The 13,676-nt window shown below is 51.4% G+C and carries 11 protein-coding genes, 2 rRNA genes and 1 riboswitch; of the genes, 12 read left to right on the top strand and 1 reads right to left on the bottom strand.

Annotated elements, in window-relative coordinates; translation table 11 throughout:
• Positions 1–17: 17 nt before the first annotated feature.
• Together BCOA_RS25475 and rrf are read left to right on the top strand one after the other, a co-directional pair.
• Positions 18–2,950 (top strand): 23S ribosomal RNA (locus tag BCOA_RS25475).
• A gap of 244 nt (positions 2,951–3,194) precedes the next feature.
• Positions 3,195–3,310: ribosomal RNA gene (gene rrf, locus BCOA_RS25480) — 5S ribosomal RNA — on the top strand.
• Between the two features lie 152 nt (positions 3,311–3,462).
• On the opposite strand, the gene BCOA_RS25485 is transcribed toward rrf, so the two are convergent.
• Positions 3,463–4,191, bottom strand: coding sequence for a DsbA family oxidoreductase (locus tag BCOA_RS25485; protein ID WP_014096895.1), 729 nt, complete (start codon positions 4,189–4,191; stop codon positions 3,463–3,465).
• A gap of 151 nt (positions 4,192–4,342) precedes the next feature.
• Between BCOA_RS25485 and BCOA_RS25490 the strand changes: the two genes are divergently transcribed.
• The 10 genes from BCOA_RS25490 (at position 4,343) to purF (ending at position 13,659) form a co-directional block, all read left to right on the top strand.
• Positions 4,343–4,885 (top strand): DUF2179 domain-containing protein, encoded by a 543-nt coding sequence (locus tag BCOA_RS25490; protein ID WP_014096896.1) that lies wholly within the window; start codon positions 4,343–4,345, stop codon positions 4,883–4,885.
• A complete protein-coding gene (locus BCOA_RS25495; protein ID WP_014096897.1) occupies positions 4,882–5,094 on the top strand; it encodes an NETI motif-containing protein in 213 nt (70 codons plus the stop codon). The genes BCOA_RS25490 and BCOA_RS25495 overlap by 4 nt, the downstream gene beginning before the upstream one ends.
• A gap of 48 nt (positions 5,095–5,142) precedes the next feature.
• A riboswitch (purine riboswitch) is annotated at positions 5,143–5,243 on the top strand.
• Between the two features lie 112 nt (positions 5,244–5,355).
• Positions 5,356–5,862: a 5-(carboxyamino)imidazole ribonucleotide mutase gene (purE, locus tag BCOA_RS25500; RefSeq protein WP_041818007.1), complete on the top strand. Its 507-nt coding sequence runs from the start codon at positions 5,356–5,358 to the stop codon at positions 5,860–5,862.
• Positions 5,843–7,003, top strand: coding sequence for a 5-(carboxyamino)imidazole ribonucleotide synthase (gene purK / locus BCOA_RS25505; RefSeq protein WP_014096899.1), 1,161 nt, complete (start codon positions 5,843–5,845; stop codon positions 7,001–7,003). Before purE ends, purK begins: the two co-directional genes overlap by 20 nt.
• Positions 6,996–8,291 carry an adenylosuccinate lyase gene (gene purB / locus BCOA_RS25510; RefSeq protein ID WP_014096900.1) on the top strand — a complete coding sequence of 432 codons (1,296 nt, stop codon included), beginning with the start codon at positions 6,996–6,998 and terminating at the stop codon, positions 8,289–8,291. The genes purK and purB overlap by 8 nt, the downstream gene beginning before the upstream one ends.
• Positions 8,292–8,379: 88 nt before the next feature.
• Positions 8,380–9,090, top strand: a complete 711-nt coding sequence (gene purC, locus BCOA_RS25515; protein ID WP_014096901.1) for a phosphoribosylaminoimidazolesuccinocarboxamide synthase — start codon at positions 8,380–8,382, stop codon at positions 9,088–9,090.
• The gene (gene purS / locus BCOA_RS25520; RefSeq protein ID WP_013860601.1) at positions 9,083–9,337 is read left to right on the top strand and encodes a phosphoribosylformylglycinamidine synthase subunit PurS; all 255 of its coding nucleotides are present in this window, start codon (positions 9,083–9,085) and stop codon (positions 9,335–9,337) included. The genes purC and purS overlap by 8 nt, the downstream gene beginning before the upstream one ends.
• Positions 9,334–10,017 carry a phosphoribosylformylglycinamidine synthase subunit PurQ gene (gene purQ / locus BCOA_RS25525; RefSeq protein WP_014096902.1) on the top strand — a complete coding sequence of 228 codons (684 nt, stop codon included), beginning with the start codon at positions 9,334–9,336 and terminating at the stop codon, positions 10,015–10,017. The genes purS and purQ overlap by 4 nt, the downstream gene beginning before the upstream one ends.
• Entirely contained in the window at positions 10,001–12,250 is a 2,250-nt protein-coding gene (gene purL / locus BCOA_RS25530; RefSeq protein ID WP_014096903.1) for a phosphoribosylformylglycinamidine synthase subunit PurL, read from the top strand. The genes purQ and purL overlap by 17 nt, the downstream gene beginning before the upstream one ends.
• Entirely contained in the window at positions 12,235–13,659 is a 1,425-nt protein-coding gene (gene purF, locus BCOA_RS25535) for an amidophosphoribosyltransferase (RefSeq protein ID WP_014096904.1), read from the top strand. The genes purL and purF overlap by 16 nt, the downstream gene beginning before the upstream one ends.
• Positions 13,660–13,676 lie beyond the last annotated feature (17 nt).

Below are 13,676 nucleotides of genomic sequence, written 5' to 3' on the forward strand. Positions count from 1 at the left end.
GATTTAAACCTTTTTATGGTTAAGTTAGAAAGGGCGCACGGTGAATGCCTTGGCACTAGGAGCCGATGAAGGACGGTACAAACACCGATATGCTCCGGGGAGCTGTACGTAAGCTTTGATCCGGAGATTTCCGAATGGGGAAACCCCCTGTCTTTAATCGGACAGGATTCCTGCCTGAATCCATAGGGCAGGAAGGGCACACCCGGGGAACTGAAACATCTCAGTACCCGGAGGAAGAGAAAGCAATTGCGATTTCCCAAGTAGCGGCGAGCGAACAGGAAACAGCCCAAACCGGAAGGCTTGCCTTCCGGGGTTGTAGGACACTCATATGGGAGTTACAAAAGAACGGGGTAAGTGAAGCGACCTGGAAAGGCCTGCCGGAGAAGGTAAAAGCCCTGTAACTGAAACTTCGTTCTCTCCCGAGTGGATCCTGAGTACGGCGGGACACGAGGAATCCCGCCGGAATCCGGGAGGACCATCTCCCAAGGCTAAATACTCCCTAGTGACCGATAGTGAACCAGTACCGTGAGGGAAAGGTGAAAAGCACCCCGGGAGGGGAGTGAAAGAGATCCTGAAACCGTGTGCCTACAAGTAGTCAGAGCCCGTTAACGGGTGATGGCGTGCCTTTTGTAGAATGAACCGGCGAGTTACGGTCTCATGCAAGGTTAAGCTGAAGAAGCGGAGCCGCAGCGAAAGCGAGTCTGAACAGGGCGAAAGAGTATGAGGCCGCAGACCCGAAACCAGGTGATCTACCCATGTCCAGGGTGAAGGCAAGGTAACACTTGCTGGAGGCCCGAACCCACGCACGTTGAAAAGTGCGGGGATGAGGTGTGGGTAGCGGAGAAATTCCAATCGAACTTGGAGATAGCTGGTTCTCTCCGAAATAGCTTTAGGGATAGCCTCAAGCGGAGAGTTTTGGAGGTAGAGCACTGTTTGGACGAGGGGCCCTCATCGGGTTACCGAATTCAGACAAACTCCGAATGCCAAAAACTTATGCTTGGGAGTCAGACTGTGAGTGATAAGATCCATGGTCGAAAGGGAAACAGCCCGGACCGCCAGCTAAGGTCCCAAAGTATACGTTAAGTGGAAAAGGATGTGGCGTTGCTTAGACAACCAGGATGTTGGCTTAGAAGCAGCCATCATTCAAAGAGTGCGTAATAGCTCACTGGTCGAGTGACGCTGCGCCGAAAATGTACCGGGGCTAAACGTATCACCGAAGCTGCGGATGGACACCGTTTGGTGTCCGTGGTAGGAGAGCGTTCTAAGGGCGTTGAAGCCGGACCGGAAGGACCGGTGGAGCGCTTAGAAGTGAGAATGCCGGTATGAGTAGCGAAAGAAGGGTGAGAATCCCTTCCACCGAATGCCTAAGGTTTCCTGAGGAAGGCTCGTCCGCTCAGGGTTAGTCGGGGCCTAAGCCGAGGCCGAAAGGCGTAGGCGATGGACAACAGGTTGATATTCCTGTACCGCCTCTTCACCGTTTGAACGATGGGGGGACGCAGGAGGATAGGGCAAGCGCGACACTGGTTGATCGCGTCCAAGCAGTTAGGCCGGTGCGGAGGCAAATCCTTCGCGCCAAGGCGGAGCTGTGATGGCGAGGGAAATTTTAGTACCGAAGTTCCTGATTCCACACTGCCAAGAAAAGCCTCTAGTGAGGTGAAAGGCGCCCGTACCGCAAACCGACACAGGTAGGCGAGGAGAGAATCCTAAGGTGAGCGAGAGAACTCTCGTTAAGGAACTCGGCAAAATGACCCCGTAACTTCGGGAGAAGGGGTGCTTTTTGGGGTGTATGCCCCGGGAAGCCGCAGTGAATAGGCCCAGGCGACTGTTTAGCAAAAACACAGGTCTCTGCGAAGCCGCAAGGCGAAGTATAGGGGCTGACACCTGCCCGGTGCTGGAAGGTTAAGGAGAGGGGTTAGCCGTAAGGCGAAGCTCTGAACTGAAGCCCCAGTAAACGGCGGCCGTAACTATAACGGTCCTAAGGTAGCGAAATTCCTTGTCAGGTAAGTTCTGACCCGCACGAAAGGTGTAACGATCTGGGCACTGTCTCAACGAGAGACTCGGTGAAATTATAGTACCTGTGAAGATGCAGGTTACCCGCGACAGGACGGAAAGACCCCATGGAGCTTTACTGCAGCCTGATATTGAATTTTGGTACAGCTTGTACAGGATAGGTAGGAGCCTTGGAAACCGGAGCGCCAGCTTCGGCGGAGGCATCGGTGGGATACTACCCTGGCTGTATTGAAATTCTAACCCGCACCCCTTACCGGGGTGGGAGACAGTGTCAGGCAGGCAGTTTGACTGGGGCGGTCGCCTCCTAAAAGGTAACGGAGGCGCCCAAAGGTTCCCTCAGAATGGTTGGAAATCATTCGCAGAGTGTAAAGGCATAAGGGAGCTTGACTGCGAGACTTACAAGTCGGGCAGGGACGAAAGTCGGGCTTAGTGATCCGGTGGTTCCGCATGGAAGGGCCATCGCTCAACGGATAAAAGCTACCCTGGGGATAACAGGCTGATCTCCCCCAAGAGTCCACATCGACGGGGAGGTTTGGCACCTCGATGTCGGCTCATCGCATCCTGGGGCTGTAGTCGGTCCCAAGGGTTGGGCTGTTCGCCCATTAAAGCGGTACGCGAGCTGGGTTCAGAACGTCGTGAGACAGTTCGGTCCCTATCCGTCGCGGGCGCAGGAAATTTGAGAGGAGCTGTCCTTAGTACGAGAGGACCGGGATGGACGCACCGCTGGTGTACCAGTTGTCTTGCCAAAGGCATCGCTGGGTAGCTATGTGCGGAAGGGATAAGTGCTGAAAGCATCTAAGCATGAAGCCCCCCTCAAGATGAGATTTCCCACAGTTTATACTGGTAAGATCCCTGAAAGATGATCAGGTTGATAGGTCCGGGGTGGAAGCGCGGCGACGCGTGGAGCTGACGGATACTAATCGATCGAGGACTTAACCACGAAAAGCGGAAGCGCCTTGGTCATCGGCGTACGGATTTCGGAGCTTTCGACTGAGATAAAGGAAACACGGCGAGCCCCTAAAGGCGAGCCGATGTTGACTTATCGTAGGGAGAAAGCGCAGAAATACGCTAGCCGATAGGCGCTGGAGCTAGACAATTCTCAAAGTTAGAAACCAAAGCTATTCTCAGTTTACAGTTTTTTCTCCCATCCGGTTTTCAGGGAACACATCCCAAAATTATACTGGTCCGGTGATGATGGCGGAAAGGTCACACCCGTTTCCATCCCGAACACGGAAGTTAAGCTTTCCAGCGCCGATGGTAGTTGGGGGTTTCCCCCTGCGAGAGTAGGACGTTGCCGGGCCAAATAAAAAAACGTAGACAAATCGTCTGCGTTTTTTTATTTGCTTTTTCTAAATCCGCGAACAAATTTTTCTAACCATCAGCGGATACAGAAAGAGTGCCCATAGGCGTATTTTAAAAAGGCAGGGAATATCCCTGCCTTTTATAACATGGTTACTTTTCTTCCTTCCCCGGTATAATGCAGCTTCCATCTGCACAGGCAACGTCTTCTTCGGTGGACAGGTCTTGCAGCACCGGTGCTGCGGCTTCTTCCTGCCATACTTTCTGAAGGGCGCTTGTAAAGGTTTCGAGCGGCTGGGCGCCGGAGATGGCGTATTTTTGGTTGAGAATAAAAAACGGGACGCCGGTGATGCCGTATTGCTGTGCGATGGCTTCATCTACGCGTACATCATTTAAGTGGGCGTTCGGGTCACGAAGCACTTCCAAAGTTTTTTCCCGGCTGAGACCTGCAGATTCGGCGATCGTGGCAAGTGTTTCGTGGTCACCGATATATGCGCCGTCTGTAAAATAGGCGTGGAACAGTTTTTCGGCGAGTTCCGCTCCTTTGCCTTCAGCCGCGGCAAATTTTTCAAGGCGGTGTGCATCCAGCGTGTTTGTCGGCTTCATGTTGTCAAAATCATAACGAAGCCCGACCGTTGCCGCCTGTTCACCGATGCCGTGGTTTGCCTGTTTTGCTTCTTCCATGCTGATGCCGTATTTTTCGGCAATCGCTTCATGGATATTTTTTCCAATGCCTTTTTCAGCAGCAGGGTCAAGTTCAAAAGCTTTAAATTCAACTTCCACCTGGTCCCGGTGCGGAAATTGTGCCAGTGCCATTTCCAAACGCCGTTTTCCAATATAGCAAAATGGACAGACAAAGTCAGACCACACTTCAATTTTCATATGAACACCCCATTTCTTTCGATTACCCCCTATCGTATCACAAAAAAGTTTTATCATAAAAAATCATGCTTATGGACACGTTTACTTTGCTCCGGCCGTGATATGATGGAAAAGAAGCAAAATGAATGTGTGATGAGGAGGGGGAAAATCATTGCTCCACAATAGTATTGTCACGGTACTGATTATTTTTGTTGTTAATATTATCTATGTATCCTTTTCGACAACGAGGATGATTCTAACGTTAAAAGGATACCGGTATATTGCCGCTTTTGTCAGCATGGTTGAAATTATCGTGTATATCATCGGTCTCGGGCTTGTTCTTGACAATCTGAATAAGATCCAAAACATTATTGCGTATGCGGCCGGTTACGGAATCGGTGTTATGGTGGGGATGAAAATTGAAGAAAAACTGGCGCTCGGCTATATTACGGTCAATGTCATTACAACAGGGGCAAATCTAGATTTGGCAAAAAAATTGCGGGAAAGCGGCTACGGCGTGACTACATGGGATGCGCACGGGCTTGAAGGGGATCGGATTGCCCTCCAGGTTTTGACGCCGAGGAAATATGAGCTGAAATTATACCAAGCGATAAAGACGATTGATCCAAAGGCCTTTATCATTGCATACGAGCCGAAAACCATTTACGGCGGTTTTTGGGTAAAAGCGGTGAAGAAAGGAAAATTGAACAAATGAAAAAACAGTTTGAAGTGTTTGAAAATGAGACCATTGCGGACTGTCTGGCAAGAATGGAAAAAGAAGGCTTCCAACCGGTCAGAAGAATCGAAAAGCCGGTGTTCCGGGAAGTCAAGAAAAACGGCAAGAAAGAATATGAGCCGGTCACGAGAAAAATTATTTTTGAAGGAAGAAAAACAAGTTCAGACCCGAACATTCCCGACCTGTAAAACATGAATTATTCGTTGACAGCAACAACTCTCCCTGTTAAGATAAAAATACAAAGTGAATATGACCCTCATATATAATGGGAATACGGCCCATACGTCTCTACCCGGTTACCGTAAATAATCGGACTATGAGGGAAAGCGGAAGTTGGGAATCACAAGGTTTTCCATGCTTATTTGTGCTGCACCCGGATGGACTGCTTTCTCTCTAAAAAAGAGCGGGCAGATCTGTCCGGGTTTTTTTTGTACATAAATAGGGGAGGGATGCAGGTGGCAGTTGAAGTTGGCATCATTATGGGCAGCATTTCAGACTGGGAAACGATGAAACATGCATGCGGCGTGCTGGATGAATTGAACGTGCCTTACGAGAAAAAAGTCGTCTCTGCACACCGGACGCCGGATCTGATGTTTCAATATGCGGAACAGGCAAGAAGCAGGGGCGTAAAAGTCATCATTGCGGGAGCAGGCGGCGCGGCTCATTTGCCGGGGATGGTCGCAGCAAAAACGACGTTGCCAGTCATCGGCGTGCCGGTCCAGTCGAAAGCGTTGAACGGCCTTGACTCTTTGCTTTCAATCGTGCAAATGCCGGGCGGTGTCCCGGTTGCAACGGTCGCGATCGGAAAAGCGGGCGCAACGAATGCCGGACTGCTTGCCGCCCAAATTTTATCCATAACAAACGAACATATTGCCAAAAGGCTTGAACAAAGGCGGGAAAGACTTTCGAAAAACGTATATGAAAGCAGTGATCAACTTGAACAGGAAAATGATTAAACCGGGGAGTACAATCGGCATCATCGGCGGTGGCCAACTCGGGAGAATGATGGCCCTTGCCGCAAAAGAGGCAGGTTTCCGGATCATTGTCCTTGATCCTGTGCCGGATTGCCCGTGTGCGCAGGTAGCGGACGGGCAAATCACGGCGCCATATGATGATGAAGCGGCATTGCGGGCGCTCGGGGAACGATGCGATGTGCTCACCTACGAATTTGAAAATATCGATTATGAAACATTGAAAAAGGCCACCGGATTTGCCCATGTCCCACAAGGAGCGGAGCTGATCCGGATCACGCAGGACCGTATTTTTGAAAAAGAAGCGGTTGCAAAAGCAGGCGTCCGAGTTGCGCCGTACCGCGTCGTTGAAAACGCGGCGGATTTGAAAGAAGCTGTTGCGGAAATTGGCTATCCATGTATTTTAAAAACGGCGCGTGGCGGTTATGATGGAAAAGGGCAGATCACGCTTCGGCATGAAGGGGATCTTAAGGAAACGGATCCGCTTCTTGCCCACGGCGCATGTGTCCTTGAAAAAATGATTCCATTTACAAAGGAACTTTCTGTCATCATCACCCGGAACGAAGCAGGGGAAACGAGCCTTTTTCCGGTAGTTGAAAATATTCATCACAACCATATTTTGCATCAAACAATCGCGCCGGCACGGGTGGAAAATACGGTGAAAAAAGAGGCGGAGCAACTCGCCCTAAAGGTGGCAGAGCGGCTTCATTTAACCGGTACGCTTGCAGTCGAAATGTTTTTAGAAGCGGACGGTACGCTTTATGTCAATGAACTGGCACCGCGCCCGCATAATTCCGGACATTACTCAATTGAAGCCTGTTCGATTTCGCAGTTTGGCCAGCATATCCGCGCGATCTGCAACTGGCCGCTCCGCAAAGTGGAACTTTTAAAACCGGCTGTCATGGTCAATCTGCTCGGCCAGCACGTCGAAAGGGCGCTTACGCAAATTCCTTACCAGCCGGAGTGGTCGGTCCATCTTTACGGCAAAAAAGAAGCGAAATTCCAGCGGAAGATGGGCCATATTACAGTGCTGACAGAGGAAATCGAAGAGACTTTGCTTTCCCTTGAACAATCCGGTGTATGGCAGGATGTACAGAAACGATCGGAGGCAGCAGTGAATGATTGAACGCTATACAAGGCCTGAAATGGGCGCCATCTGGACAGACGAAAATAAATACAAAGCATGGCTTGAAGTGGAAATCCTTGCCTGTGAAGCATGGGCGGAGCTTGGGGAAATCCCGAAAGCAGATGTGCAAAAAATCCGTGAAAATGCCAGATTTGATGTTGAAAGAATTTTAGAAATTGAGCAGGAAACGCGCCACGATGTTGTCGCTTTTACAAGGGCCGTTTCGGAGTCGCTCGGCGAAGAAAGAAAATGGGTGCATTACGGGCTGACGTCCACGGATGTGGTCGATACGGCGCTTTCTTATTTGATCAAACAGGCAAATGAAATCATTGAAAAAGACCTTGAACGTTTTATTGAAATTTTAAAGCAAAAAGCAATTGAACATAAATACACCGTCATGATGGGCCGTACCCACGGCGTCCATGCCGAACCGACCACTTTTGGCCTGAAAATGGCGCTCTGGCACGAAGAAATGAAACGGAATCTCGAACGCTTCAGGCAAGCGGCGGACGGCATCCGTTACGGGAAATTAAGCGGTGCTGTCGGGACATATGCCAACATCGACCCGTTCGTTGAGCAGTATGTCTGCGAAAAACTCGGCTTAAAGCCGGCGCCAATTTCCACACAAACGCTGCAACGCGACCGCCACGCTTATTACATCGCGACCTTGTCTTTGATTGCGACATCGATTGAAAAATTTGCTACGGAAATCAGGGGGCTGCAAAAAAGCGAAACCCGTGAAGTGGAAGAGTTTTTCAGCAAAGGGCAGAAAGGATCGTCCGCGATGCCGCATAAACGCAACCCGATCGGTTCGGAAAATATGACCGGGATGGCGCGGGTGCTGCGCGGCTATATGGTAACGGCGTATGAAAATGTCTCCCTTTGGCATGAGCGCGACATCTCGCATTCTTCCGCGGAACGGATTATTTTGCCGGATGCAACGATTGCTATTAATTATATGCTGAACCGGTTCGGCAATATTGTGAAAAACCTGACCGTCTTCCCGGAAAATATGAAACGGAACATGGACAAAACGCTCGGTCTCATTTATTCACAGCGGGTTTTGCTTGCTTTGATTGATAAAGGCATGTCCCGTGAAGCGGCATACGATACGGTGCAGCCAAAAGCGATGGAGTCGTGGGAGAAACAGGTACCGTTTAAGGAACTGTTGAAAAAAGACCCGGCCATCCAAAGCAGGCTCACGGAAGCGGAACTCGAGGCATGCTTTGACTACCATTATCATTTGAAACATGTCGATACGATTTTTGACCGTCTCGGGTTGAACTGAACCGGGGCGGCCGGGTGAATCCAGCCCGGCTGTCCCGGAAAATAAAAAGCGGCTGCAAAATTTGCAGCAGGCTTAAGGAGGCAGGCGCATGCTTGTATACGAGGGGAAAGCAAAACGGTTGTATGAAACAGAGGATCCGGATGTATTGCGCGTTGAGTATAAAGACTCGGCCACCGCGTTTAATGGCGTGAAAAAAGCGGAGATTGAAGGAAAAGGGCAGCTGAACAATGAGATTTCCAGCCTGATCTTTAAGCGGCTTGCGGAAAAAGGGGTCAAGAGCCATTTTATCCGTAAAATATCGGAACGCGAACAGCTTGTGCGCCGGGTGGAGATCATCCCGCTTGAAGTAGTCGTCCGCAATGTCGTGGCGGGCAGCCTTGCAAAGCGCCTCGGGCTTGAAGAAGGAACGCCGGCCGGGCAGCCGGTTGTCGAATTTTATTATAAAAAGGATGAACTCGGCGACCCGCTCATTACAGAAGACCATGTACGGCTTTTAGGGATTGCAAGTTCGGAAGATTTGCAGTTTTTAAGAAAACAGGCACTGGCTGTAAATGAGAGCCTAAAGGCGCTGTTTGCCGAAATCGGCGTCCGCCTTGTGGATTTCAAACTCGAGTTCGGACGCGGACGTGACGGGGCGATCCTGTTGGCTGATGAAATTTCCCCGGATACGTGCAGGCTCTGGGACCGGGCAACGAATGAAAAGTTGGATAAAGATGTGTTCCGCCGGGATTTGGGCAGTTTAACGGAAGTTTACCAGGAAATCTTAAATCGCTTGAGAGGAGATATTTCGCATGTATAAAGTGAAAGTCTATGTCACCTTGCGCGAAGGCATCCTTGATCCACAAGGGGTTGCCATCAAACAGTCGCTTGCCCAGCTCGGCTACAGCGAAGTGCAGGACGTGCGGGCCGGAAAATATTTGGAGCTGCTTATAGAAAAAACGGACCGGGACCTGGATGACGTCATCCGGGAAGTGTGCGGGCGGGTGCTCTCAAATCCTGTCATCGAAGACTACCGCTATGAAATTGAGGAGTGTGTTGCGCCGTGAAGTTTGCATGTCTTGTTTTTCCGGGATCGAACTGTGACACCGATATGTTTCATGCGATTCAAGATGCACTTGGTGAAGAAGCGGCATACGTCCGCCATGATGCGGATTGTTTAGATGGATTTGACGGGATCCTCCTGCCGGGCGGTTTTTCGTACGGCGACTATTTGCGGACAGGCGCGATCGCACGCTTTTCGCCGGTTATGCAGGCTGTTCAAAGAGCTGCTGAAGAAGGCAAACCGGTGCTCGGCGTCTGCAACGGGTTTCAAATTCTGCTTGAAGCCGGCCTTTTGCCAGGGGCCATGCTCCGGAACGCAGGCTTGAAATTCGTCTGCAAAACGGTACCGCTTGTGGTCGAAAATGCCGTAACGATGTTTACTTCCCTGTATGAACATGGGGAAACGATCCGGATTCCAGTTGCCCACGGGGAAGGGAACTATACTTGTGATAAAGAAACGCTCGAAAAGCTGAAAGAAAATAGGCAAATTGTGTTCACGTACGGGGAAAATCCTAACGGGAGTATTGCCAATATTGCGGGAATTATGAACGAACAAGGTAATGTACTCGGGATGATGCCCCATCCGGAACGGGCCGTTGAGACATTACTCGGAAGCACGGACGGCTTGAAGCTGTTCAAATCCATTGTGAAAAACTGGAGGGAATCCCATGCCGTTATTGCTTGAACCAGGACCGGCCGAAATCAAGAGCCAAAAGATTTACCGTGAAATCGGGCTGACAGACGAAGAATTCGCACGGGTCGAAGCGATTCTCGGCCGGACGCCGAATTATACCGAAACAGGGCTGTTTGCCGTCATGTGGTCGGAACATTGCAGCTATAAAAATTCTAAGCCGGTCTTAAAAAAGTTTCCGGTAAAAGGCGAACGCGTTCTCCAGGGGCCCGGGGAAGGCGCCGGCATCATCGATATCGGCGACGGGCTGGCGGTTGTTTTTAAAATTGAAAGCCATAACCACCCGTCTGCGATTGAACCGTACCAGGGCGCGGCAACGGGTGTCGGCGGGATTATCCGCGATGTGTTTTCGATGGGGGCAAGGCCGGTTGCGCTCCTCAATTCGCTCCGTTTCGGCGAACTCGATTCTCCGCGGGTGAAACATCTTTTCAAAGAAGTCGTTGCCGGAATTGCGGGCTACGGCAATTGCATCGGCATTCCGACAGTCGGCGGAGAAGTGGCATTTGACCCGTGTTATGACGGCAATCCGCTCGTCAACGCGATGTGCGTCGGCCTGATCGAACATAAAGACATTCAAAAAGGGCAGGCGCGCGGCATCGGCAACACGGTCATGTATGTCGGCGCAAAAACAGGAAGGGATGGCATCCACGGCGCCACTTTTGCCTCCGGGCAGCTCAGCGAAGATTCGGATGAAAAGCGTCCGGCAGTCCAGGTTGGCGATCCGTTTATGGAAAAACTGCTCCTTGAAGCCTGCCTCGAACTTGTCCGCCATGATGCGCTCGTCGGCATCCAGGATATGGGGGCGGCCGGGCTCATCAGCTCCTCTTCCGAAATGGCCAGCAAGGCGGGCGTCGGGCTTGTGATGAATCTTGACCGCATTCCGCAACGCGAAACCGGGATGACACCATACGAAATGATGCTCTCCGAATCGCAGGAACGGATGCTGATTGTCGTAAAAAAGGGCCGGGAACCGGAAATCATCCGCCTTTTTCAAAAATACGGGCTCGATGCTGTTGCCATCGGAACGGTAACCGATGATAAAAGGCTGAAACTGTACCACCACGGCGAACTTGTCGCAGATGTGCCGGCCGATGCGCTTGCAGAGGATGCGCCCGTCTACCATAAACCGTCCAAAGAGCCGGCTTACTTTGCGGCCTATCAGGTGATGAAACCGCAAATTCCGGCGGTGGAAAATCTTCAGGAAACCTTTTTCCAATTGCTCAAACAGCCAACCATTGCCAGCAAAGAATGGGTGTATGAACAGTACGACTATCAGGTGCGGACGAACACGGTGGTCATGCCGGGATCAGATGCAGCCGTCATCCGGATACGCGGGACAAGAAAAGCGCTCGCGATGACAACGGACTGCAACGCCCGCTACGTCTATTTGGATCCGGAAACGGGCGGGAAAATCGCAGTGGCGGAAGCGGCGCGCAACATTGTCTGTTCCGGGGCCCAGCCGCTTGGCGTGACAGACTGCCTGAACTTCGGCGCACCGGAAAAACCGGAAATTTTCTGGCAGCTCGAAAAGGCAGCAGACGGCATGAGCGAAGCGTGCCGCGCGCTTGAAACACCGGTCATTGGCGGCAATGTCTCACTGTACAATGAAACATTGCAAAAAACAGGAAATGGGGAAGTGTCCGTACAGGCCGTGTATCCGACACCGATTGTCGGCATGGTCGGGCTTCTCGAAGACATTACTCATGCGACCACGCAGACATTTAAACAGGCTGGTGACCTCATTTATCTAATCGGGGAAGCAAAACCGGAATTCGGTGGCAGCGAACTGCAAAAGCTTACAGACGGCCAAATTTCCGGAAAACCGCCGGCACTCGATTTGGAAACCGAAGCCCGGCGAGAGCACCAACTGCTTGCTGCGATCCAGTCCGGCCTTGTGCAAAGCGCCCATGACGTCTCAGAAGGCGGTTTTGCACCGGCACTCGCCGAATGCCTGTTTGGGACGGAAAATTTGGGGGCCCATGTCGTTTTAAAAGGCAACCCGGTTACGGCGTTATTCAGCGAAACCCAGTCACGATTTATTGTGTCAGTGAAAAAAGAGCACCAGCAGGTTTTTCAAAATTTGGTGAATGAGGCTGTTTGGATAGGCCATGTCACGGATGATAAGCAAATGACCATCAAAGGGGAAAACGGGGAGACGTGGATTCTGGCGGATACAGCGGAATGTGAAACGGCTTGGAAAGGAGCCTTAAGATGCTTGCTGAAATAAAGGGATTAAATGAGGAATGCGGGATTTTCGCGGTATGGGGCCACAAAGATGCAGCGCAACTTGCCTATTACGGGCTCCACAGCCTGCAGCACAGGGGGCAAGAAGGTGCGGGTATCGTAGTCAAACAAAACGGGCGCCTCATTGGCAAAAAAGGGGAAGGGCTTGTGACGGAAGTATTTTCAGCCCAGTCTTTTGCCGGGCTTGACGGGGATGCAGCCCTCGGGCATGTCCGCTATGCAACAGCGGGTGGTGGCGGGATTGAAAATGTCCAGCCGCTTCTGTTCCATTCGCAAAACGGCAGCCTTGCGCTTGCGCATAATGGCAATCTCGTCAACGCGCATACATTGAAGCACCAGCTTGAAATGCAGGGCAGCATTTTCCAGACGACATCCGATACAGAGGTGCTCGCCCATTTAATGAAAAGAAGCGGCTACCGTACCATGAAAGAACAGATGAAAAGCGCGCTTACGATGCTAAAGGGGGCGTATGCATTTGCTGTTATGACTGAAGATGAGCTGCTCGTCGCCCTTGACCCAAACGGTTTGCGCCCACTTTCACTCGGACAAATCGGCGACGCTTACTGCGTTGCGTCGGAAACATGCGCGCTTGATATTGTCGGGGCTGAGTTTATCCGCGATATCCGTCCTGGTGAACTCGTATCGATCAGCAGCCGCGGCATTGAGTCGGAGCAGTATGCGTATGCTGCGAATCCGGCCATTTGTACAATGGAATATGTCTATTTTTCCCGGCCGGACAGCAATATCCACGGCATCAACGTTCATGCCGCACGCAAAAATATGGGGAGAAGGCTTGCGATCCAGGCGGGCATTGACGCGGATGTCGTAACCGGCGTGCCCGATTCAAGCATTTCGGCGGCGATCGGTTACGCGGAACAATCCGGCATCCCCTATGAAATGGGCCTGATCAAAAACCGCTATGTCGGGCGCACGTTCATCCAGCCGTCGCAGTCGCTGCGCGAACAGGGCGTGAAAATGAAACTGTCGCCGGTGCGCGCTATCGTCGAAGGAAAGCGGGTGGTCATGGTCGATGATTCGATCGTGCGCGGAACGACAAGCAAACGGATCGTCACCATGCTCCGCGATGCCGGGGCAACGGAAGTGCATGTATGCATCAGCTCGCCGCCGATGAAACATCCGTGTTTTTACGGCATTGACACATCGACGCATGAAGAACTGATCGCAGCCCGCCACAGCGTGGAGGAAATCCGCCAGATGATCGGCGCGGACACCCTCACTTTTTTGACGGTGGACAATATGCTCGAAGCAATTGGCAGGCCGGCCATTAATGAAACATGCGGCCAGTGCCTCGCCTGTTTTACCGGCAAGTATCCGACGGAAATCTATCCGGATACGGTACTGCCACATGAAAAAGAACTGATTCAAAAATAGCAATTAACGGAGGATTC

The organism is Heyndrickxia coagulans 36D1 (assembly GCF_000169195.2).
GTDB lineage: Bacteria > Bacillota > Bacilli > Bacillales > Bacillaceae_C > Weizmannia > Weizmannia faecalis.

What these genes read in the sequence shown, in the direction of transcription:
- BCOA_RS25485 (WP_014096895.1), bottom strand. Translation starts at nt 4,191, where the DNA reads ATGAAAATTGAAGTGTGGTCTGACTTTGTCTGTCCATTTTGCTATATT.
- BCOA_RS25495 (WP_014096897.1), top strand. Translation starts at nt 4,882, where the DNA reads ATGAAAAAACAGTTTGAAGTGTTTGAAAATGAGACCATTGCGGACTGT.
- purE (WP_041818007.1), top strand. Translation starts at nt 5,356, where the DNA reads ATGCAGGTGGCAGTTGAAGTTGGCATCATTATGGGCAGCATTTCAGAC.
- purB (WP_014096900.1), top strand. Translation starts at nt 6,996, where the DNA reads ATGATTGAACGCTATACAAGGCCTGAAATGGGCGCCATCTGGACAGAC.
- purC (WP_014096901.1), top strand. Translation starts at nt 8,380, where the DNA reads ATGCTTGTATACGAGGGGAAAGCAAAACGGTTGTATGAAACAGAGGAT.
- purS (WP_013860601.1), top strand. Translation starts at nt 9,083, where the DNA reads ATGTATAAAGTGAAAGTCTATGTCACCTTGCGCGAAGGCATCCTTGAT.
- purL (WP_014096903.1), top strand. Translation starts at nt 10,001, where the DNA reads ATGCCGTTATTGCTTGAACCAGGACCGGCCGAAATCAAGAGCCAAAAG.
- purF (WP_014096904.1), top strand. Translation starts at nt 12,235, where the DNA reads ATGCTTGCTGAAATAAAGGGATTAAATGAGGAATGCGGGATTTTCGCG.